18 protein-coding genes are annotated in these 22370 nt (G+C 69.8%); 9 read left to right on the forward strand and 9 right to left on the reverse strand.

Features of this window, described 5'->3' with window-relative positions:
- Positions 1–67: 67 nt before the first annotated feature.
- From polX to ABT061_RS41945, 5 genes are all read right to left on the reverse strand, one after another.
- Positions 68–1753: a DNA polymerase/3'-5' exonuclease PolX gene (gene polX, locus ABT061_RS41925; protein WP_350928785.1), complete on the reverse strand. Its 1686-nt coding sequence runs from the start codon at positions 1751–1753 to the stop codon at positions 68–70.
- A 68-nt stretch (positions 1754–1821) separates the two neighbouring features.
- Positions 1822–2490 carry a cupin domain-containing protein gene (locus ABT061_RS41930; protein ID WP_350928787.1) on the reverse strand — a complete coding sequence of 223 codons (669 nt, stop codon included), beginning with the start codon at positions 2488–2490 and terminating at the stop codon, positions 1822–1824.
- Positions 2491–2508: 18 nt separating this feature from the next.
- Positions 2509–3348 (reverse strand): DUF6807 domain-containing protein, encoded by an 840-nt coding sequence (locus tag ABT061_RS41935; RefSeq protein WP_350928789.1) that lies wholly within the window; start codon positions 3346–3348, stop codon positions 2509–2511.
- Positions 3339–4370 carry a Gfo/Idh/MocA family protein gene (locus ABT061_RS41940; protein ID WP_350928791.1) on the reverse strand — a complete coding sequence of 344 codons (1032 nt, stop codon included), beginning with the start codon at positions 4368–4370 and terminating at the stop codon, positions 3339–3341. Before ABT061_RS41940 ends, ABT061_RS41935 begins: the two co-directional genes overlap by 10 nt.
- Before the next feature lie 512 nt (positions 4371–4882).
- Positions 4883–5896, reverse strand: a complete 1014-nt coding sequence (locus tag ABT061_RS41945) for a LacI family DNA-binding transcriptional regulator (protein ID WP_350928793.1) — start codon at positions 5894–5896, stop codon at positions 4883–4885.
- Between the two features lie 178 nt (positions 5897–6074).
- Between ABT061_RS41945 and ABT061_RS41950 the strand changes: the two genes are divergently transcribed.
- From ABT061_RS41950 to ABT061_RS41975, 6 genes are all read left to right on the forward strand, one after another.
- Positions 6075–7370, forward strand: a complete 1296-nt coding sequence (locus tag ABT061_RS41950; protein WP_350928795.1) for an extracellular solute-binding protein — start codon at positions 6075–6077, stop codon at positions 7368–7370.
- 82 nt (positions 7371–7452) lie between these two features.
- Positions 7453–8427, forward strand: coding sequence for a carbohydrate ABC transporter permease (locus ABT061_RS41955; protein ID WP_350928824.1), 975 nt, complete (start codon positions 7453–7455; stop codon positions 8425–8427).
- Positions 8424–9248 (forward strand): carbohydrate ABC transporter permease, encoded by an 825-nt coding sequence (locus ABT061_RS41960; RefSeq protein ID WP_350928797.1) that lies wholly within the window; start codon positions 8424–8426, stop codon positions 9246–9248. The genes ABT061_RS41955 and ABT061_RS41960 overlap by 4 nt, the downstream gene beginning before the upstream one ends.
- 49 nt (positions 9249–9297) lie before the next feature.
- Positions 9298–10749, forward strand: a complete 1452-nt coding sequence (locus ABT061_RS41965) for a glycoside hydrolase family 5 protein (protein ID WP_350928799.1) — start codon at positions 9298–9300, stop codon at positions 10747–10749.
- A gap of 141 nt (positions 10750–10890) precedes the next feature.
- Positions 10891–13848, forward strand: a complete 2958-nt coding sequence (locus ABT061_RS41970; protein WP_350928801.1) for an endo-1,4-beta-xylanase — start codon at positions 10891–10893, stop codon at positions 13846–13848.
- Positions 13849–13994: 146 nt separating this feature from the next.
- Positions 13995–15569, forward strand: a complete 1575-nt coding sequence (locus tag ABT061_RS41975; RefSeq protein ID WP_350928803.1) for a glycoside hydrolase family 43 protein — start codon at positions 13995–13997, stop codon at positions 15567–15569.
- Positions 15570–15655: 86 nt separating this feature from the next.
- On the opposite strand, the gene ABT061_RS41980 is transcribed toward ABT061_RS41975, so the two are convergent.
- The 3 genes from ABT061_RS41980 to ABT061_RS41990 form a co-directional block, all read right to left on the reverse strand.
- Positions 15656–16273, reverse strand: a complete 618-nt coding sequence (locus ABT061_RS41980) for a DUF4142 domain-containing protein (protein ID WP_350928805.1) — start codon at positions 16271–16273, stop codon at positions 15656–15658.
- Positions 16274–16590: 317 nt separating this feature from the next.
- On the reverse strand, positions 16591–17565 hold the full coding sequence (locus ABT061_RS41985; RefSeq protein WP_350928807.1) for an aldo/keto reductase: 975 nt from the start codon (positions 17563–17565) through the stop codon (positions 16591–16593).
- A 227-nt stretch (positions 17566–17792) separates the two neighbouring features.
- Positions 17793–18266, reverse strand: coding sequence for an Lrp/AsnC family transcriptional regulator (locus ABT061_RS41990; RefSeq protein ID WP_350928809.1), 474 nt, complete (start codon positions 18264–18266; stop codon positions 17793–17795).
- Positions 18267–18436: 170 nt separating this feature from the next.
- Between ABT061_RS41990 and ABT061_RS41995 the strand changes: the two genes are divergently transcribed.
- The 3 genes from ABT061_RS41995 to ABT061_RS42005 all read left to right on the forward strand — a co-directional run bounded on the left by ABT061_RS41995 (position 18437) and on the right by ABT061_RS42005 (position 21908).
- Positions 18437–19066, forward strand: coding sequence for a nitroreductase family protein (locus ABT061_RS41995; protein ID WP_350928811.1), 630 nt, complete (start codon positions 18437–18439; stop codon positions 19064–19066).
- Between the two features lie 143 nt (positions 19067–19209).
- Entirely contained in the window at positions 19210–20175 is a 966-nt protein-coding gene (locus ABT061_RS42000; protein ID WP_350928813.1) for a serine hydrolase domain-containing protein, read from the forward strand.
- A 302-nt stretch (positions 20176–20477) separates the two neighbouring features.
- Positions 20478–21908 carry a methyltransferase domain-containing protein gene (locus tag ABT061_RS42005; protein WP_350928815.1) on the forward strand — a complete coding sequence of 477 codons (1431 nt, stop codon included), beginning with the start codon at positions 20478–20480 and terminating at the stop codon, positions 21906–21908.
- Positions 21909–22013: 105 nt separating this feature from the next.
- Here the strand turns inward: ABT061_RS42005 and ABT061_RS42010 are convergent, their stop codons facing one another.
- Positions 22014–22304: a DUF4232 domain-containing protein gene (locus ABT061_RS42010; protein WP_350928817.1), complete on the reverse strand. Its 291-nt coding sequence runs from the start codon at positions 22302–22304 to the stop codon at positions 22014–22016.
- Positions 22305–22370 lie beyond the last annotated feature (66 nt).

Consider the following 22370-nt stretch of genomic DNA (forward strand, 5'->3'; position numbering starts at 1 on the left):
TATTTCCTACCGGTAAACTATGCAATACATGATGGAGGCCACGTCCTTGCCGCTCTCAATCATCCCCTCAACGACCGAGGAAAGCCAGCAACCGCTCCAGGGGCCAGGTGTTGATCACATCGTCGCCGGTGAGCCAGCCGCGCTGGGCGACACCGATGCCGAACCGCTGGTTGTCGAGATGGGGAACCGCGTGGGCGTCGCTGTCGATGGAGAATTTCACGCCGTGGTGTTGCGCCAGCCGCACCAGGTCCGAGGGGAGGTCGGAGCGGTCGGGGAAGGAGTCGATCTCCATCGCGGTGCCGGTGCGGGCCGCGGTGCGAAACACCTCGTCCCAGTCGGCGTCCACCGGCCCCCGGGCGCCGATCCTGCGGGTGGTCGGGTGGCCGATGATGTGCACGTGGGGGTTCTCGCACGCGGTGACGAGGCGCCGGGTCATCTCCTCGCGTGACTGGGTGAAGTGCGAGTGGACGCTGGCCACGCACACGTCGAAGCCCGCCAGCACCTCGGCCGGCCAGTCGACCGAGCCGTCGGGGGCGATGTTCAGCTCGCTGCCGTGCAGCAGCCGCATCTTCGGATATCTCTCCTGCAGCCGGTGCAGCCGCTCGCGCTGCTCCAGGGCCGCCTCCAGCGTCATCCGCTGCATCGCCAGGTCGGGCGCGTGGTCGGTCACCGCGTAGTAGGAGTAGCCGCGAGCGTGGGCGGCGGCGACCATGTCCTCCAGCGAGGCGATCCCGTCGGTCAGGTCGGTGTGGGTGTGCAGGTCGCCCCGCAGATCCTCCAGGGTGACCAGCCTGGGCAGCTCACCGGCGAGCGCGGCGGCGATCTCACCGGTGTCCTCGCGCAGGGTCGGCGGGATCCACTCCATGCCGAACGCCTCGAAGACCTCCTCCTCGGTCGCGGCCGCGATCACCCGCTCCCCCTCGAAAAGGCCGTACTCCGACAGCTTCCAGCCCTTCTTCACCGTGATCTCCCGCAGGTGCACCGTGTGCTCCTTGGAACCGGTGAAGTACATCAGCGCGGCGCCCCACGACTCGGCGGGGACCAGGCGCAGGTCGACCTGGACACCCTGGGCGGTGCGGATCGAGGTCTTCTTGTCGCCCGAGGCGATGACCTCCGCGACGTAGGGCTGGGCCTTGAAGTCGTCCATCAGCGACTCGGGGCCGACCGCGAGGACGTCGACGTCGCCGATGGTGTCCTTCATCCGGCGCAGCGACCCGGCGTAGGCGATCCGCTCGGCACCCGGCAGCGAGGCGATGACCCGCTCCGCCAGGTCCATGGCGGCTCCGATGTGCATCCTGGCGCTGTTCTCCGCCAGGTTCTCGACCCCCTTGAGCAGGTTTTCCACGGTCTTGGCGCCGAAGCCCCTGACGCCCTCGAGACGCCCCTCTCCGATGGCCTTCGCCAGGGCCTCGGGGGAGTCGATGCCCAGCTCCTGGTAGAGGAAGACCGCCTTCTTCGGCCCGAGCGAGGCCACCCGGGTCAGCCGCCGCACTCCCTGGGGAACCTTCCCTCGCAGGTCGTCGAGCTGCCGGAAGCTGCCCCGCTCCAGGTATTCCTCGACCTTCTTGGCGATCGCCTCGCCCACCCCCGGCACGCTTCGCACGGGCACGGCCGTGATGTCCTCGGGAGAGCCCGCGATCGCCTTGGCGGCCTTCTGGTAACTGCGGACCCGAAACGCGTCGCCGCCGGTCATCGCGAACAGCTCGGCGTACTCCTCCAGAGCGGCCGCGACGTCGTCGTTAGCTCGTGCCATGGGGCCAGCCTAGAAGATCGCACCGACAGTTCCCGCTCCCGGCCGGTCCGCCGCGCCCGCCGCCGGCCTCAGGCCCCGTCCCGATCGGGACGGTCCGCCGGATAGGTCAGCAGGTGGCCGCACATGCCGTCGCGGGGTACGGAGGGCATCCGGGTGACCGCCGCCTCGCGCAGGTGGGCCAGGTCGCCGGCGCGGAGCGCGGCCAGCCGGGCGCCCGTCGTCTCCGCCGCGCGCAGCGGGCCCTGGCGCCAGCGGGACTCGAAGGCGTCCAGGTGGGGGCCGACAAGGCCGGCGGCGGCCGCGAGGAAGGCGGCGAAACCGGGGCGGCCCGCGGCGCGGAGCCGCAGGAACCCCTCGACGGCCAGGTCGCGGCGCTCGCGCGGGGCCGAGCGCGCGGCCCCGGCGTAGCCGGCCGGATCGGCGAGGACGTCGGGGGGGAAGGTCAGGACGGCGTCGCCGGCCTCGGGCAGGCCGCTGTTCTGCATGAGGACCACGATGCGCAGGTCACCGTCGTTGACCAGGCGATGGACGGTGCCCGGGGTGAACCAGACGACGGAGCCGGGGGCCAGCGCCGTCTCCTGGTAACCGTCCCAGGTCAGGGTCTGCACGCTGCCGGAACCGGCCACCACGGCGTAGGCCTCGGCACACAGGGTGTGCAGGTGCGGCGAGCCGCCGCGCAGGCCGTCGGCGGCGGGCCAGTCGTAGACGGTCAGATCGCTCACGCCGGTGCCGAACACGGGTGCTCCCTGGGTCTCTCACGCCGGTGCCGGACACGGGTGCCTTTGGACGTAGGCCTCCAGCCGGGGGCGGTCCCACACGCCGGTGGCCACGACCATCCGGTAGCGCAGCCGCAGCGTCGCGCCGGGCGGCAGGGTCAGTTCGCGATGGAACGCGATGGAGGGGTTGACCGCCGCGAACGGCGTGGTGCGGACGAACCAGACGGTGGGCCGGGCGCTCTGGAACAGCAGGGTGGAGGAGCGGTCGACCTCGTCGTGGGTGCCGCTGTAGGCCAGCCACGCCGACTCCCGGCCCATCATCTCCGGTCCCTCGCCGCCCTCGGCGATCACCCGGCCGTGCTCGAAGGAGCGGGGCCCGCGCCAGAACAGGCCGCAGTACCCGGCCATCGGGCGGCCGGAGGTGGTGGGACTGCCGAAGACCAGGTCCCTTCCGCGTACGTTGGTGATCGCGGTGGACAGCTCCAGCGCCCACGAGTCGTCGCCGACGTCGCCGACCTCGAAGGTCCTCACCTCGTCCACCCAGTGCTCGCCGCCCTGGGTGTGCCAGGTCAGCCGCTCCACGCCGGGGGCGAGGAACTCCTCGTGCCGCATGGTCCCGTTGTTCGGCAGGTCCACGTATCCGGCGGCCGCGCGAACGTAGCTGCCGCCGCCCCAGAAGTTCTCCCCCGACAGGTCCGAGACGGTCAGCTGCAGGCCCCGGTGCCAGCGGTGGTCGTGCGGGCGGTAGGCGCTGACCACGTCGCCCGCCAGGGTCCTGATCGGGTGGAAGTAGGGCTTGGGCGATTCGAACACCGGCGTTTTCGGCCGGTGGACGTAGCGCAGGATCTCGACGCCGCGCTCGGTGAAGGTCAGCTCCATGCGCGTCCGTCCAGGCGGTGATAGAAGGGGTGGTCGGGGGTGAGATCGGTGCGGAGCACGGGCCGGCCGGTGAACGCCGAGGCGTACAGGCCGGTGATCAGTTCGAGCGACCGGCGCCCCTCGGGACCGCTCATGGGCGGGCGCTCGCCGCGCTCGTAGGCGTCCAGCAGCTCCGCCAGCTGCGCCTCGTGCGAGCTCGGCAGGTCGGCCGGCGGGTTCCAGCGCGCCGAGGTGGACCTCCAGTCGGCGTTGCGGTAGCCGTACAGGTGGCGCAGCTCCACCGTCGCCTCGGTGTAGTCGAAGCGCAGGTAGCTCTCCTGGCGCCGGGACAGCACGCTGTTGACCACCGAGGCCATGGCTCCGGAGGCGAAGCGGACGGCGGCCATCGAGACGTCCTCGGTTTCGATCCGGCGGTCCAGCGTGCCGGTCATCGCGCGGATCTCCGACCAGTCACCCAGGATCGACAGCATGAGGTCCATCTGGTGGATGCCGTGACCCATGGTGGGGCCGCCGCCCTCGGTCTCCCATCGGCCGCGCCAGGGCGCCTCGAAGTAGGCGTGGTCGCGGTACCAGGCGGTCACGCAGAGCGCGACGAGCGCTCGGCCCAGCTCGGGGGCGAGGGCGCGCAGGTGGCGCGCGCCGGAGCCGAACCGGTGCTGGGAGACCACCGAGGCGTAGCCGGGCCCCTCGGCCGAGGTGATCAGGTCGTATTCGGCCAGCGACCGGCAGGCGGGTTTCTCGATCCACACCCAGGCGCCGGCCTTCAGGCAGGTCCTCGCCTGGGCGGCGTGCAGGTGCGGCGGGGTGCACAGGTGGACGAGGTCGGGCCGCTCGGCGTCGAGCATCGCCTCCAGGGAGGGGTACGCCCGCGGGATCGCGTGCTCGGCGCAGAACGCCCTGACCCGCGCCTCGTCGGTGTCCGCGGCGGCCACCACCCGCGCCCGGTGCGACTGGGTGTGCAGCGCGGGCAGATGGCAGATTCCCGCGATGCCGCCGGTGCCCACGACCGCCACCCGGATCATCGTGGTCCTCGCGGCACGGGTGTCTCGGGTGTCTCGGGTGTAGGGCCGGACACCGTGACGGAGAGCCGGACCGGGCCGAGCCAGGTGAAGCGGCTGTGGGCGGCCGGTGCCCACAGCCGCTTGGAGACGCGGTAGGTCGCCTCGGCCTCGTCGATCCGGATGAGGCGCCGGGTGGCGCCGAACCAGAAGACTTGACGTCCTCCCCGGCGTGAACGCCGACGATTCCTGCCATGTCGCTGACGCGACATCTCGGTGGGTTCCTGTTTCACGGCCAGGTGCCCGGACAAATCCAGGTCTCACCTCGGCTCCGCAGGCGTTTCACGTCTGCGCCCGCCCGGCGGCGACGTGGAGACGGTATCGGAGCGTGCCCTGTAGGAAGGTCGGGGAGCAGGAGGATCGGTGTCAGTGGTGCCCTGTGACGTCGCGACATGCGGGAACCCGCTTTCCGAAAGTTTCACAAGATTACCGAGACTTTTCGTGTCGATCACCGTAAATGTTTCGGAGGGCGGCAGTCAACAGCCGTCAGGGCGGGCGGTGCTGTCGCGGACCACGAGGTCGGTGGCCAGCTCCACCCGCCGGGGCTCGTGCCCGCCGCGGTCGAGGCCGAGCACCATCCGGGTGGCCAGCGCGGCCATCTCCTGGAGCGGCTGGCGCACGGTGGTCAGCGGCGGCCAGGCGGAACGTGCCAAAGGCAGGTCGTCGAAGCCCACCACCGACAGGTCCTCCGGCACCCGCAGGCCACGCTGCCTGGCCGCCTCGAAGACGCCGAACGCCTGCATGTCACTGCCGGCGAAGATCGCGGTGGGCGGGTCCGCCGCCGACAGCAGCGCGTGGCCCAGGTCGCGGCCCGAGCCGACCAGGAAGTCGCCGTACCCGATGAGCGAGGGGTCCACCGCGATCCCCGCGGTCTCCAGTGCGGCGCGGTAGCCGTCGATGCGGGCCCGGCTGCACAGCATGCCGGCCGGGCCGCCGATCATCCCGATCCGGCGGTGGCCCAGCTCCAGCAGGTGACGGGTCGCGGCCAGGCCGCCGTTCCAGTTGGTGGCGCCGACCGAGGCGACTCCCGGCGGCGGCTCGCCCTCCGGATCCACCACCACGAAGGGGATGGACCTGGCGGCCAGCTGGCCATGCTGGGCGGCGCTGATCCGCGAGCCGATCAGGATGGCCCCGTCGGTGCGCCGGGTGGCGATCCGCTCCACCCAGTCCCTGCCCGGGCCCGCGTGGCTGTGCAGTACCGAGACGACCACGCCGGCGTCGACCTCGCGGGCCGCGGTCTCCACGCCGCGCACCAGTTCCATCGCCCACGGGCTCTCGATCTCGGTGAAGACCAGATCCACCAGGCCGACGGGCTCGTCGCCCTGGCCGGTCCTGCGTATGTAGCCGTGCTTGTGCAGCAGGCGCTCGATCCGCTGCCTGGTCTCGGAGGCGACCTCGGGCCGCCCGTTGATGACTTTCGAGACCGTGGGCGCGGAGACCCCGGCCTCCTCGGCGATCAGGGCGATCGTCACCCGCCTCTTGGATGGCATGCGGCGAATACTAACCGAAAGCTTTCGGAGACCCGTAAGGGGGCTGTCTCCCTTGCTGTTCGAGCTCGCTACCACGGCGGCTATTGACGCGTAACCGACAGTTTACCTATCCTCCGGGTCACGAAATATTCGGGGAACCTATGAAATTTTTCAGACCCACTCCCGAAAGGGGAACCCCATGCTGAGTCGGCGAGGCGTGGTGGCGCTGGCGGCATCGATGGTGCTTCTTGGAGCCTGCGGCACGAGCGGAGATGACAACGGGTCGAAACCGGGCGCGAGCGCCGGCTCGGAGAAGGTCACCTTCGAGTTCTGGAACCTGGCGACGGCCGAACCGCTCAAGTCCTTCTGGGCGGATCGCGTCAAGGAGTACCAGGCAGCCCACCCGAATGTGACGATCAAGAACATCGGCATCGAGAACGACTCCTACAAGCCGAAGCTCGCCACCCTCACCCAGTCGGGGAAGGCGCCCGATCTCTACTCCACCTGGGGTGGCGGTGTCCTGAAGCAGCACATCGAGGCGGGCCTGGTGAAGGACCTGTCGTCAGAGGCCGGTGACATCCTCGGCAACTTCACCCCGGCCTCGCTGGCCGCCTACCAGTTCGACGGGAAGACCTACGGACTGCCCACCGACATCGGCATGGTCGGCTTCTGGTACAACAAGTCGATCTTCACCAAGGCCGGCATCTCCACCCCGCCCGCCACCTGGACCGAGTTCCTGGACGCGGTGAAGAAGATCAAGGCGACCGGGACCACCCCGATAGCCCTCGCCGGCAAGGCCAAGTGGCCGGGCCACTACTACTGGGCCTACCTGGCCATGCGGGTGGCGGGCCTGGACGCGCTCAGCCAGGCCGGCACCACCAACGACTTCACCGGCCCCGACTTCGTCGCCGCCGGGCAGCGGCTCAAGGAACTCGTCGACCTCCAGCCGTTCCAGAAGGGCTTCCTCAACGCCGACTACTCCACCCCCGACGGACAGGCCGCGACCGTGAGCAACGGCAAGGCCGCCATGGAACTGATGGGTCAGTGGGCGCCGTCCGTGCAGAAGGACTCCGGCAAGGGCCTCGGGGACGACCTCGGGTTCTTCACCTTCCCGTCCGTGGACGGGGGCAAGGGCTCCGCGGGCGACGCGTTCGGCGGCGGCGGCGGCCTGGCCGTGGGCGTCAACGCCCCGCCCGCCGCGCTGGACTTCCTGAAGTTCGCGCTCAAGCAGGAGAACCACTCCAAGGCGGTCGCCGCGGGAGGCGTGCTGCCGGTGCTCAAGGGTGAGGAGTCGGCCGTCACCGACCCCAACATCAAGGTGGTCTCCGACGCGCTGTCGGCCGCGACCGGCTTCCAGCTCTACCTCGACCAGGCGTACCCGCCGGCCGTCGGCCAGGAGGTCAACGACGCCGTGGCCGAACTGATCGCGGGCAAGAAGACGCCGGAGGAGGTCGTCAAGGTCATCACCGAGACGGCGAAGTCGGAGTCGGAGTAGCCGTCCGGATGAAGGTGACAGAGCCGATCGAGGCCAGGAAACCGACGGTGAGCACGGTGAAGGGACGAGGTCGGTGACGACGATGACCGGGCCGGACGCACGTCCGGCCCCTGCCGTGGGAAAGCCCGCCGAGGGGCGGAGGCGGCGCGGCGGCGGGCGCGCGCGAAGGGGCTGGGTCACCGCGATCCTGTTCGTGCTCCCCGCCCTGGTCCTGTTCACCCTGCTGGTGCTGGCGCCGATCCTGGTCGCCGGCTACACCAGCCTGCACAAGTGGAACGGCATCGGGCCGCCGAGCGACTTCATCGGCCTGGACAACTTCACCCGGCTGCTGAACAGCGACATCTTCCTCGGCGACCTGCAAAACGGCGGCATCCTGGTCGTGCTCTCCCTGGTGGTGCAGCTGCCGCTCTCGCTGGGCCTGGCGGTGATGCTGAACCAGCGGATCCGGGGGCGTGCCCTCTACCGGCTGCTGTTCTTCGCGCCGTACATGCTCTCCGAGGCGATCACCGGCGTGCTGTTCTCGCTGATCCTCTCGCCCGAGGCAGGACTGGCCAACCGGCTGCTGACCTCCTGGGGGCTGGAGCCGTGGAGCTGGCTGTCGGAGCCGGACACCGTGCTGTTCTCGATCTTCCTGGTGATCACCTGGAAGTACTTCGGATTCCACATGATCATCTATCTGGCCGGTCTGCAGGGCATCCCCAAGGAGTTGCACGAGGCGGCCAGGATCGACGGCGCCGGTGGCTGGAAGGTGTTCCGGCACGTCACCCTGCCGCTGCTCGGCCCCACCATCAGGGTCAGCGTGTTCCTGTCCGTCATCGGCACGATCCAGCTCTTCGACCTGGTCTGGATCCTCACCGGCGGCGGCCCCTCGCACGCCTCGGAGACCATGGCCGTCAGCATGTTCGAATACGGTTTCAAACGGACCCAGATCGGTTACTCCAGCGCGATCAGCGTCGCCATGTTCCTGATCAGCCTCGTCTTCGCCCTCGGCTACCAGCGGTTCGTGCTGCGCCGGGACCTGGAGGGGGCCAGTACCACGATGGGAGACCACCGATGATCACCCGGTTCCGGACGGCCCCGATCCACGTGATCGTCTGGGTGGCGGCGGTCTTCATCGTCGTCCCCTTCGTGTACGGCCTGTTCGGTGGTTTCAAGACCACCGCCCAGCTGTCGGAGAACCCGCTCGGCCTGCCCTCCCCATGGGTCACCGAGAACTACACCGATGTGATCACCGCCGGCGCGTTCTGGCGCCAGCTCCTCAACAGCCTGTTCATCGCGGTGGCGACCACCGTGCTGGTGGTGGTCCTGTCGGCGATGGCGGCCTTCGCCTTCGCCCGATTCGCCTTCCGCGGCCGCGAGTTCCTGTTCACGCTGTTCGCCATCGGGCTGATGTTCCCGTTCGCGGTGGCGATCCTGCCGCTGTTCATCCTGCTGCGCACCTTCGGCCTGCTGGACAACCCGCTCGGGGTGATCCTGCCGCAGGCCGCGTTCGGGCTGCCGCTGACGATCATCATTCTGCGCACCTTCTTCCGGTCCATCCCCAACGAGGTCGAGGAGGCCGCCACCCTCGACGGCTGCACCCCCTTCGGGTTCTTCTGGCGGGTGCTGCTGCCGATGGCCAGGCCCGCCCTGGCCACCGTCTCGGTGCTGGCGATCGTGGCGAGCTGGAACAACTTCTTCCTCCCGCTGGTGGTCTTCAACGACCCGAACCTGTGGACGCTGCCACTGGGCGTCCAGCAGTTCCAGGGGGAGTACGCGGCGGACACGGCCAAGATCCTGGCCTACGTCATCGTCTCCATGGTCCCGGCCCTGGCCTTCTACGCGGTCGCCGAGCGCCAGCTGATCAGCGGCCTCACCGCGGGCGCCACCAAGGGCTGAGCCGGGACCTCATCGCTGTGTCGAACGACCGTTGTGGAGAGTGAGAAACATGACCCTGAGTGTCGCCGGATCCCGTCTCGTCGATTCGGCCGGCACCCCGGTACGGCTGCGCGGAGTAGGCCTCGGGGGCTGGCTGAACATGGAGAACTTCATCACCGGATATCCGGCCAACGAGGCCACGATGCGCGCCGCGGTCCGGGAGGTGCTCGGCGACGACCGGGCCGAGCTGTTCTTCGACCGCCTGCTCACCTCGTTCTTCGGCGCGGACGACGCCTCGCTCCTCGCCGGTCTCGGCGTCAACTGCGTCCGGATCCCGATCAACTACCGTCACCTGGAGTCCGACGACCGCCCCTTCGAGATCATCGAGCCGGGCTTCCGCCACCTCGACCGGGTGATCGGCCTGCTCGCCGAGCGCGGCATCTACAGCGTCATCGACCTGCACGCCCTGCCCGGCGCGCAGAACCAGCACTGGCACTCCGACAATCCCACGCATATAGCTGCCTTCTGGCAGCACCGGCACTTCCAGGACCGCGTCGTCCACCTGTGGGAGGCGGTGGCCGACCGCTACCGGGACAACCCGTGGGTGGCCGGCTACAACCCGATCAACGAGCCCGGCGACTCCAGCGGGCAGGTGGTCGGCCCCTTCTACGACCGCCTGGTCAAGGCGGTCCGCGCCGTCGACCCCGGACACGTGCTGTTCCTGGACGGCAACACCTACTCCACCGATTTCTCGATCTTCCGCGAGATGTACGAGAACACGGTATTCGTCTGTCACGACTACGCCCTGGCCGGCTTCGCACACGGCGGCCCCTACCCCGGCCACACCCGCGGCGAGTGGGTGGACCGGGCCCAGCTGGAGAAATCCTTCGAGCGGCGGACCGTCTTCCAGCGCCAGACGGGCACCCCCCTGTGGGTCGGCGAGTTCGGCCCCGTCTACACCGGCGACGCGGAGATCGACCGGCAGCGCTACCAGATCCTCCGCGACCAACTGGAGATCTTCGACTCCTACCAGGCCGGCTGGTCGCTGTGGACCTACAAGGACGTCGGGCTGCAGGGCCTGGTCAGCGCGGGTGAACCGTACATGAGCCGGTTCGGTGACTTCATCGCCAAGAAGGGACGGCTGGGCGCGGACCGGTGGGGCTCGACGATGGAGGAGTCGGCGAGTGAGCTGGCGCCGCTGCACCGGCTGATGGAGACCGAGTTCCCCTCCTGGAACCCCTACCCCTGGGGCGCCCGCTACCAGACCGACGACCTGATCCGGCACATCCTCATCGCGCAGGCCCTGGTCCCCGAGTACGCCGAACTGCTGCGAGGCTGCTCCGACGAGGAACTGGCCGCCCTCGCCGACTCCTTCGCGCTCACCCGCTGCGTCCGGCGGCAGCCGCTGCTCGACCTGCTCGCCGAGAACCTGCTCGCCGAGAGCCCGCTCGCCGAGAGCCCGCGAGGTGAGAACCGGCAGGGTGAGAACCGGCAGGGTGAGAACCCGGGCGGCGACGTCTGAGGAAACCGCACGGCGACCCCGTACGGCGATGCCTGACGGAGCCGTACGGCGGTGGCGCCTGAGGACCCGCGCGGCGACGCCCGGCAGATCCCGCTGTCCCACCGGCACCCCACTCCTACCTGACCGAGGAGCCCAGCAGAGATGCGCACCCCCCGGCCGCGAACAGCGGTCCTGGCCCTGTTGTCCCTCGCACTGTCATTCCTGGCAGGCGCGTCAACCGTCCCCGCCGCGCACGCGGCCGCCGCCACCATCGCCACCTACGACTTCGAGTCCGGCACGCAGGGCTGGGAACCCCGGGGCTCCGGGGTCTCGGTCACCGCGACCACGGACTCCGCGCACGGCGGAACCCGGTCCCTGCTCACCACCGGCCGCAGTGCGACCTGGCACGGAGCGGCCGTGACCCCGCCCTTCGAGAAGGGCGTCAGCTACCAGGTGACCGCGTGGGCGCGGGCCGTCGCCGGTCAGCCGTCCTCGACGGTCGCGCTCACCATGCAGCGCACCCCGGCAGGTGGCACGACGCTCTACGAGCGGGTCGCGGCGGCCACCGTCACCGACTCCGAGTGGGTCCGGCTGTCCGGCACCTACACCTACGCGGCCGACTCGGCCCTGTCGCTGTACGCGGAGAGCTCGGGCGAGACCGTCGCCTTCCAGCTCGACGACATCGTGGTCACCGCCGACACCGACCCCACCCGGTCCGGCCTGACCAGCGACTTCGAGACCGGCAGCGCGCAGGAGTGGACCGCGCGTGGCGGCGCCACCCTGACCCCGGGAGAGGGCTTCGCGCACACCGGGACCTACGGCCTGGGCGTGACGAACCGGCAGGCCTCCTGGGACGGTCCCGCACGGACCGCCCTCGGCAAGATGGCCAAGGGATCGAAGTACGACCTGTCGGTGTGGGTGCGCACCGACAGCGCCCAGAGCCTGGGCCTGTCCGTCGAACGGAGGCTGGACGGCACCCCCGCCTACGAGCGGGTGGCCGCGCCCAGGGCATTGGCCGCCGGCGAGTGGACCAGGCTCGCGGGCACCTACACCCTGGCCCACGACGTGGACTTCCTGAGCGTCTACATCGAGTCGGCCGCGGGGACGGAGCCGTTCGCCATCGACGACTTCCAGCTGACCTACGTCGAACCCAGGCCCATCCAGACCGACATCCCCTCGCTGAAGGACAGATTGCCGTTCACCGTCGGCGCGGCCTTCTACCGGGGCGCCACCCTGGGCGAGCACGCCAAGCTGATCACCAAGCACTACCAGAGCGTCACCCCCGGCAACAGCCTCAAATGGGACGCCACCGAGCCCGCCGAGGGCGACTTCACCTTCGCCGACGGTGACTACCTGGTCGACTGGGCGACCACCAACGGCCTGGAGTTTCGCGGTCACACCCTGGTGTGGCACAGCCAGACCCCCGACTGGGTGTTCGAGGGCGCCACCAAGGAGATCCTGCTCCAGCGGATGGAGAACCACATCCGCGCCGTGATGGGCCGCTACAAGGGCAGGATCGGCACCTGGGACGTGGTCAACGAGGTCATCGACGAGAACCGGCCGGACGGGCTGCGCCGCTCCCCATGGTTCGAGATCGCCGGCCTCGACTACATCAGGACCGCCTTCCGGGTGGCCCGCGAGGTGGACCCGGACGCGACGCTCGTCATCAACGACTACAACACCGAGTTCCCGCGCAAGCGGCAGGCGCTCTACGACCTGGTCAAGAAGCTGCGCGCCGAGGGCGTCCCGATCGACGCGGTCGGTCACCAGCTGCACGTCAACGTCGAGCAGCCGCCCACCTCGTTCATCGAGGACACGATCGAGAAGTTCGCCGGGCTCGGCGTCGAGCAGCAGGTCACCGAGCTGGACGTGAGCGTCTACACCGACTTCGTGACCTCCTACGACACGGTGCCCGCCGAGATCCTGGCCCTGCAGGGCCACCGGTACCGGGAGATCTTCGACGTCTTCCGGCGGCAGGCGGACCACCTGTCGTCGGTGACGATCTGGGGCGTCGCCGACGACGCGACCTGGCTGTCGTCCTTCCCGATCACCCGGACCAACCCGCCACTGCCGTTCGACGACGAGCTCCAGGCCAAGCCCGCGTACTGGGGCATCGCCGATCCCGGCAGGCTGCCCCCGCTGACCCGGAGCCTGAACGCGCCCGCGGGCACGGTCACGGTGGACGGCAAGCGGGACGACGAGTGGAACCTGCTGCCCGACGCCCCCATCGCCAGGATCGGCGACCTGTCCGCCGGCTGGCAGGCGCGCACCACACCCGCCGGCCTGTACGTACTGGCCGAGGTCAACGATCCGACCGACAACAAGAACGACACGGTCACCCTCACCGTGGGCGGCACGCCGTACCGGATCCAGCGAGGTGGCACGCACGCCCACGGTTTCAGGGCGCACACCAAGAAGACCGCCACCGGCTACCGGGTGGAGGCGCTGCTCCCCTCGGGGACGGCCACCGGTGTCAAGGTCGTCGTGGCCGACGCGGGTGGTCAGCAGATCTCCTGGGCGGGTGAGCTGACTCCCGTCCCGGCGATCAGGACGACCCGCGCGCCGAAGAGGACCCCGGTGGTGGACGGCATCGTGGACGCCGCGTGGAACCAGGCGCCGGAGATAACCACCGGCACCCGGATCCAGAGCACCTCGGGGGCGACCGCCAAGGTGCGGGCGATGTGGAACGCCGGCACCCTCTACGTGCTGGCCCGCGTCACCGACCCCGAGCTCAGCGAGGAGTCGCCCAACGCCTGGGAGCAGGACTCCGTCGAGATCTTCGTGGACCCGCAGAACAACAAGACCAAGGGCTACGACGATGACGACGGCCAGTACCGGATCAGCTTCACCGGCAGGCAGACCGTCGGCGGCACCTTCGACGCCTTCGCGGTCAAGGAGAACCTGACCGGCGTGGCCACCCGCGTCCCCGGCGGCTACGTGGTCGAGGCGGCGATCAGGCTGCCCACGGTCACCCTGGCCAAGGACGCCCTGCTCGGCTTCGACATCCAGGTCAACGACGCCGTCGGCGCCACCCGCGCGGCCGCCGCGACCTGGAACGACCCGACCGGGCGCGGCTACGTCGACACGTCGAGGTGGGGGGTGCTCCAGCTCGTCAAGTAGGCCCGCCCCGGGCCGCCGGGCCCGCCCGCCGTTGGAGCGTGCGGGCCCGGTGCCCCCTCCGGGTACGCGGGTCTCCCGGAAGAGGCCGCCTACCCCGGCCAGGAAGTCACGCGGACGAAGAATCCGCACATGTCAACGGAGGACCCGTGTACGACAACCCTGTCATCCCCGGTTTCCACCCCGATCCCTCGGTATGCCGGGTGGGCGCGGACTACTACCTCGTCACCTCGTCCTTCGAGTGGTTTCCCGGGGTCCCGATCTTCCACAGCCGAGACCTCGTGCACTGGCGGCAGCTCGGTCACGTGCTGGACCGGCCCTCCCAGCTCGATCTGGACGGCGTACGGCCGTCCGGCGGCATCTACGCCCCCACTCTCCGATACCACGACGGCGTCTTCTACATGATCACGACGCTGATGGACGAGCCGGGCAACTTCCTGGTCACCGCCACCGACCCGGCGGGGCCGTGGAGCGACCCGGTCTGGTTTCCCGACACCCGAGGTTTCGACCCCTCGCTCTTCTTCGACGACGACGGCCGCGCCTGGATGACCGGCAGCCGGGAGAGGGCGGCCAGGCGCTACGACGGTGACACCGAGATCTGGCTGCGTGAACTCGACCTCGCCACGCTCAAGCCGGTCGGTGCGGAGTACGTGATCTGGGAGCCGGTGCAGCGCGGCGGCATCTGGTCCGAGGGCCCGCACATCTACCGGATCGGCACCCACTACTACCTGCTGACCTCCGAGGGGGGAACCGCCGAGGACCACGCGGTCATGGTCGCCAGGGCCGAGCGGATCACCGGCCCCTACCAGGGCAACCCGCGCAACCCCGTCCTCACCCACCGCCACCTCGGGTTGCGCCACCCCATCACCAGCGTCGGCCACCCCGACCTGGTCCAGAACGCGCAGGGTGAGTGGTGGTCGGTGCTGCTCGCCACCCGCCCCTACGGCGGTCTTCCCGACGACCCGCCCACGACGGCCGCCGCCCGCGCCTTCCGCGGCTACAACCTGGGCCGCGAGACCTTCCTGACCAGGGTGCGCTGGGAGGACGACTGGCCGGTGTTCGACCAGGTCGAGCCGCGGATGCCGGCCCCCTCGACGCCGGTTCGCCGCTGGCCCGCCGTCCCCGCCTGCGACCACTTCGACGCCGGACGCCTGGCGCCGGACTGGAACCACCTGCGCACGCCCAGGGAGCCGTACTGGAGTCTGGCCGACAGCCGGCTCACCCTCCGCGCGCTCCCGCAGACCGTGTGCGAGCGGGCCGCGCCCAGCCTGGTCGCCCGGCGGCAGCGGCACATCGCCTTCGCGGCCCACACGGTGATGGAGTTCCGTCCGGAGGGGGAGGAGCGCGCCGGGCTCGTCCTGCTCCAGAACGACGACTTCCACATCGCGCTCACCCTCACCACGCGCGGCCTGGAACTCACCCGCCGGGCCGAGGGGGTGGACACCCGCCTGGCCCGCGCCGACATCCCAGCCGGGCCGGCCGGACCGCCCGGACCGCTCTGGCTCGGCGTGGAGGCGCACGGCCAGGACTACCAGGCCCGCTACGCGGTACGGCCCGGCGAGTGGATCGACCTCGGAGATCCGGTGGACGGCCGGATCCTCAGCTCCACCGTGGCCGGAGGCTTCACCGGTGCCATGATCGGTCTGTACGCCACCTCCAACGGCCGGCCGAGCGGCAACACGGCCGCCTTCGACTGGTTCGAGTACCTGCCGCTGCCTTCGTGACCGTCGTTCCGTGGCCACCTGGGCAAGGCTCGGTGTCGTGGGAGTCCTCGAGCGGGGAGCCGTCCCGGAGTGCCGCGGTGCTCGCCTCAGCTCTCCGAGGGGCTGGGGCTTTCCGAGAGGCTCGGGCTTTCCGAAGGGCCGGCACTTTCCGAGGGGCTGGGAGTGGAGACCCTCTCGGCCTTGAGCAGCAGGTCTATGTGCTTCTGCACGATGGGCTTGGCCTCGGTGGCGAGCTTCTTCACCTCGGGTGAGGAACCGTTCTCGATCTCCTGCTCCACGGCGGCGAGGGTCTCGTGGTGGCCGTTGAGCTCCGCGCTGATCCAGGCCCTGTCGAACTCCGCGCCGCTCAGGGCGGACAGCTGGTCGAGCTGCTTGCGCTGCTCCGTGTTGGGCGTGTCGGGAAGCTTGACGCCGAGCTGATCGGCCACCCGGCGGACGGCCTTGTCGAGTTTCTTGTGGTCCTTGACGAAAGTCTTCGCCAGCTTGCGGACGGTCCTGGTGACCTCCCGGTCCTGCTGGCCGGCGGTCTTCTCCCGGGCGGTCTTGCTCGACTCGATCTCGGTCAGGTTGGACTGGTGCGCCTGGACGAGGAAGTCCCTGTCCTGCTGGGTGACGGCCTGGGGGGAGGGGGAGACGACGGCGCCAGCCGTACCGCCCATCGCGGCCACGGTGACCGCCACCAGGATGATCATCTTTCGAACCATCGAACCCTCCGTTGATCAATCCACGGTCGGAACTACTACCTCTCCCTCATATGCACGTATCTCTGGGGATATAGCGCCACAGGCGGTAAATCCTGACAAAAGGTCACATGTGGCCCTGTTGAGTAAGGCGGCCGGTCGGGCGCCCGCCGAACCTCGCCCGTCCCGTCCCATCCGGTGCGAACGCGGACGCCCCGCCGCTCGGATCTCCTGGCGGGGCGTCATGCCGTGATGTCGGGCGGGCACGGGGCCGGTGAGCGCCGGGCCGCCCGCGCGGGCCTTCCGGGCATCGGGTGGCCCACGCGGGTGAGCCGGAAAGGTCAGTGCTTGACGGCCCGAGGGCGGTACGGCTCGGCGAGGAAGGCGAGCTCCTTCTCGCTCAGGGGCAGGTCGACCGCGGCGACCGCGTCGTCCACGTGCCTGTTCTTGGTCGCGCCCACGATCGGCGCCGACAGGCCGGGCTGGTGGAGCAGCCAGGAGAGCGCCACCTGGGCGGGAGGGACCTCGCGCTCCCCGGCCAGCTGGGCGACCCGCTCCAGGATCAGCCGGTCGTTGTCGGCGTCGTCATAGAGGGCCTCGATGCGTGCGTCGCTGCCCGAGCGGGTGGTGGCCTCCGCGGCTCCGGCGCGGGCGAGCAGGCCCCGGGCCAGCGGGCTCCACGGGATCAGGCCCACCCCCTGGTCGCGGCAGAGCGGATTCATCTCCCGTTCCTCTTCCCTGTAGAGCAGATTGTGGTGATTCTGCATCGAGACGAACCTCGTCCAGCCGTGGACCTCGGCGACGTGCTGGGCCTTGGCGAACTGCCAGGCGTACATGCTGGAGGCGCCGATGTAGCGGGCCTTGCCCGCGCGGACCACGTCGTGCAGGGCCTCCATGGTCTCCTCGATCGGGGTTTCCGGGTCCCAGCGGTGGATCTGGTAGAGGTCCACGTGGTCGGTGCCCAGCCGGCGCAGCGAGGCGTCGATCGAGGAGAGGATGTGCTTGCGCGACAGGCCGCGGTCGTTGACCCCCTTGCCCATCGGCATGCACACCTTGGTGGCCAGCACATAGTCGTCCCGGTCGGCGAAGAGCCTGCTCAGCAGCCGGCCGGTGACCTCCTCGCTGCTGCCCAGCGAGTAGACGTCGGCGGTGTCGAAGAAGGTGATCCCCGCCTCGACCGCCCGGCGCACGATCGGCTCGGCGGCGGTCTCGTCGAGCACCCACTCGCCCCACTTGGCGGGATCGCCGTAACTCATCATGCCGAGGCAGACCCTCGACACCTTCATACCGGTGGACCCCAGGCGCACGTACTCCATGTCGAACCTCCAGATCTTCACAACCCTGGGCCCCACGATACGACCGCCGACTTCACCGGCTCCCGCCCCCGCCTGTCCTGCGGTGCGGTCCCCACGATACGACCGCCGACTTCACCGGCTCCCGCCCCCGCCTGTCCTGCGGTGCGGTCCCCACCTCGATCCTCAAGGCACGCTCAGGGCGGGCCGGTACGACGGCGTGCACGCTGTCGGGGTCCGGCGTGTTCCGTTCAGCGGCCGTCGGCCAGTGGCTGGACCCGGTGGGGGACCACGGTGGACAGGGTGATCACCGTGCTGCTCCGCCGCACTCCGGGGATGGCCAGGGTCTGGTCGATGACCTGCTGGATGTGCTCGTGGTCGCGTCCGGCGATGCGGCACCAGACGTCGCCGGGGCCGGTGACGATGTGCGCTTCGAGGACTTCGGGGATCGCTGTGAGGGCGCTGGAGATGTCGGCGCGGGAGGCCTGCTCCACCTCAAGGGTGGTGAAGGCCTGCACCGGATAGCCGAGGGCGTGCGGAGACAGGTTGGGGCCGAAGTCGGTGATCACGCCGTCGGCGATCATCCGGTCCAGGCGGGCCTGGACGGTGCCCCGGGCGACGCCGAGGAGGCGGGCGATCTCCAGCAGGCCGGTCCGGGGGCGCTCCCTGATCAGATGGAGCACCTTACGGTCGAGCTCGTCCAGGCCGTTCCTCCGAGCTGCCAATCTGTCCACCTCCGGAGTGCGGGGCGTGCCCGGCACTGACAATCTGCCAGTGAATCGGTCGCTGTGTTGCCCTGCTTATAACCATAATTCAGACTACGCCTGCATATATATCAACCATGGAGGCGATCGTGGCACGGGAACATTCCCATCCATTCATTCCGTACCGGCCCGTGCGTTATCCCGAGGCCGAGATGGTGACGCGGGGCCGGGAGTTCTACGAACATATGGACCTGCGCCGGAGTGTGCGCTTCTTCAGCGACGAACCGGTGCCGCGCGAGTGCGTCGAGCTGGCCGTCAGGACGGCGAACACCGCACCCTCGGGAGCCCATCAGCAGCCGTGGAAGTTCGTCGTGATCGGCGACCCGGAGACCAGGAGGCGGATCAGGGAGGCGGCCGAGATCGAGGAGCGGCAGAACTACGAGGGCGGGCGGCTGCCCCCGGAGTGGCGTACGGCCCTGGCCCACCTGGAGACCGGCTCCGACAAGGGCTACCTCGAAACGGTGCCGTGGCTGGTGGTCTGTTTCGCGGAGAAGTACGGCGTACGCCCCGACGGAACCAGGGTCAAGCACTACTACGTCAACGAGAGCGTCGGCATCGCCTGCGGGTTCTTCATCGCGGCCCTGCACGCGATGGGCCTGTCCACGCTCACCCACACTCCGAACCCGATGGCGTTCCTGACCGGCATCTGCGGACGGCCGGGCAACGAGCGGCCCTACATCCTGTTCCCGATCGGCTACGCCGCCGCCGACGCCGAGGTCCCCGACCTGGTCCGCAAACCCTTGTCCGAGGCCATGGTCTGACACGGGCTGCACCGATCGCGGAAAATGAGCGTGACGGTCGGCGCGGGGTTCGGCTGCTCATCTCCGGCAGCTCCGTTGAGGGACCCCGCCGACCTTCTCCGGCCAGGTTGTCCCCGAATCGGAGATAGGGCTAGAACGAGATCATGAGCAGCCATATGATCGCCGACCGACTCGCCCGTGCCATCGAGCGGAACCGGGTGCCCGACCTCCACGCCGTCGTCGCCGTCCACCACGGCCAGGTGGTCATCGAGCACTACGGCGAAGGTGAGGACTTCAGATTGAACGAGCCCCTCGGCCACGTGCGCTTCACCCCCGACACGCTCCACGACATCCGCTCGGTCACCAAGAGTGTCGTCGGCCTCCTGTACGGCATCGCCCTGGCCGACGGCCGGGTGCCGAAGCCGCACGAGCCGCTGCTACGGAACTTCCCCGAGTATCCGGACCTCGCGGCGGACCCCCGGCGCGCCGCGCTGACCGTCGAGCACGCGCTCACCATGACGCTCGGTCTGGAGTGGAACGAGAACGTCCCCTACACCAGTACGGCCAACAGCGAGATCGCGATGGAGTCGGCCCCCGACCGCTTCCACTACACCCTGAGACAGCCGATCGTGGAGGAGCCCGGCGTCCGATGGTCCTACTGCGGGGGCGCCTCGGCGCTGCTGGGGCGGCTCATTGAGAAGGGCACGGGAGTGGCACTGAAGGAGTACGCGCGTGCCAGGCTCTTCGAGCCGCTGCAGATCGAGCGTTCCGAGTGGTCGGCCGGTGAGGACGGGGTGGCCCTGGCGGCCTCGGGGCTGCGACTGACCCCTCGTGGTCTCCTCGCGATCGGACGGCTCGTGCTCGCCGGGGGCGCCGGCATCGTGCCCGAGTCCTGGCTGGCGGAGGTCCTGCGTCCGCGGGTACGGATCGACGAGGGGTTCAACTACGGCTACCAGTGGTACGTGGGAGACACCTGGACGGGCGGGTTCGGCAACGGCGGTCAGCGGATCTACGTGGCGCCCGCGCTGGACCTCGTGGTCGCCGTCACCGCAGGCCAGTACGACAGGCCCGATCAGCCGACCGCCTCGGTCGTGCTCGACGAGGTGATCCTGCCGGGGATCGTGGGCTGAGGCGCGCTCACCGCTCCTGCGGGGCGTGCCGTGTCGTCCGGCAGAACACCAAGAAAGTCACAAGTCCGCCAACCTATATTGCGGCTGACGGCCTGCCCGGCAGACGTGAACCGCCCCCGGCGTGGTCCTGGCCATGCCCGGCGGTGAACCGTCCGCCCCTACTCTCCTGGTTCTTTTCACGATGTGGCGACGTCCTCACCGGCAGTCACGATCTCGGGGTTCCCGGACCCCGGTCGGCCCGCCGCCGGACGCCTCCAGCTCGTGTGAGCGGTTCGGACGCATCCACTGAGAGGTCTTTGAGCATGCACAACGGAAGTGACATCGAGGTCCGCTGGCTGAAGTGGGAAGAGGCCGCCGAGGAGATCCTTGATCTCCGGCGGCGGGTGTTCATGTCCGAGCTGGGGTGGAGCGAGGAGAGGGTGCACCACGACAGCGACCCGGAGGGTCTTCACCTGTGCGCCCTGTCCGGGGGGAAGATCGTGGCCGCCATCTCCGCGTACGTCTACCGCCCCGGAGCGCCGGGGTTGGCCGCCCTGGAGTTGCCCGACCTGGACGGGCCGACCGTCGAGATCGGCAAGCGGGTGGCGCTCCAGACCCACCGGGGCCGCCTGATCAGCACGCGGATCGCCAACTCGATGGTGCGGCAGCTCTGCGAGTCGCTCCGCCCGTCCCGGTTCTTCCTCATCGTCCGGCCGAGCCAGTATGACCACCTCCTCGATCGGTACGCGAAGCGGGACTTCGTGGTGCGCGGTGAGGTCGGCTCGGGCGACGACGCGGTCACGGTGATGACCGTGGAGGGCGGAGAGGCCCTGGAGGGGTTCTACCTCAGGCATCGGGAGCTGACCTGGGAGTCGCCGTCCGGTGACGAGCGGCTGGCGATTCCCTCGTTGGTCCGGTTTCTCGCCGACGAGGGCCGCGGTGACCTGCTGGCGGTGGAGCGCCTCGGCGCGGAGAACTTCTATCTGGACCTGCTGTCCCTGCAGGAGGAGGCGCCGCGGCTGAGCGCACAGGGCCGGTTGGTACTCGCCGAGCAGCGGCCACGCCTGGCCTCGACGCCCTTCCCGCCCGCGCCCGCGTCGCTGCTCGACGTCGGCAGTGGGCCCGGAGACTACCTGGCCGCGGTCACCGAGGAGGGCCCGTTCGCCGGGTACGACGTGCGGGGAGTCGAACCGGCTCCCCAGTTGCTCGCCAGGGCCCGCTCGAACTTCCCCGGCCTCACGTTCCGCCAGGGCACCGCGTACGCCACCGGTGAGGCGGACGCGTCGCACGACGTGGTCACGGCGAGCTTCCTCTTCGTCCACCTGCGCAGTCCGGACCTGGCCCTGCTCGAAATGCGCCGGGTGCTGCGGCCCGGCGGGCTGCTGTACGTGGTCGACGTCAACGACGCGGCCTTCCGCGGCCCCGATGTGGTCCGCCGCATGCTCGAGACCTACGACCGTGACTACGCCGCCGACCGTACGATCCTCAACGATCTCCCTGAGCGTGCCGCGGAGTTCGGCTTCCAGCCCGTCCGGCGTTTCTCCACCACGCTCGGCTACGTGGTGGACGCCGAGCCGGGGTTCGGTCCCGATGAGATCCGGCTCGGCAGGAAGGAGGCGTGGAGCCTGCTCTCCTTCGTACAGTCGCAGCACGGTATCGAGGAGAGCTTCCGGGAGGCGCGCGACCACTACTTCGGCGTGGAATGTGAGATCGGGGTGGACATCGAAACCCAGGTCTACCGGAGACGTCCCTAGGCGTACCGCCGACCGCTCCGGCACGCCGCCGGTCCGCTCCGGCCGGGGCGCGGCGGCCGGAGCGAGGCGGGGTCCGGGAAACAGGCCCGGACCCGGTTCGAGGAGCTAAAGGCGCGCCCCGGAGGCCATCGGGGTCACGTCAAGGCGGCCGTCGTCGCAGACGGCCGCCTTGAACGGAATCTCCAGGTGCGCCACCTCGTCCGGCGGGATGATCATCAGCCGTGCGGACGCCGGGCACGACCGGCTCCCGCCGGGCACCTCGCTCCAATGCAGCCTGGCGTGCGCGCTCGCTCCGGGGCGCAGGGTGATCCGCCGGGGCTGGACGTTCTCCCTGCGCGTCCTGGTACGCATCGCGTCGCCGCTGCCGTCGGCTCGTCCGCCTTGCCCGCCGGCCACCGGTCAACGTCTTCCACCGACGGGTCACGCAGCTTGCGCGCACCCACCGTGCGGGGATCACATGCT

Origin of the sequence: Streptosporangium sp. NPDC002544 (assembly GCF_040295965.1) — a bacterium.
Classification (GTDB): Bacteria; Actinomycetota; Actinomycetes; order Streptosporangiales; family Streptosporangiaceae; genus Streptosporangium.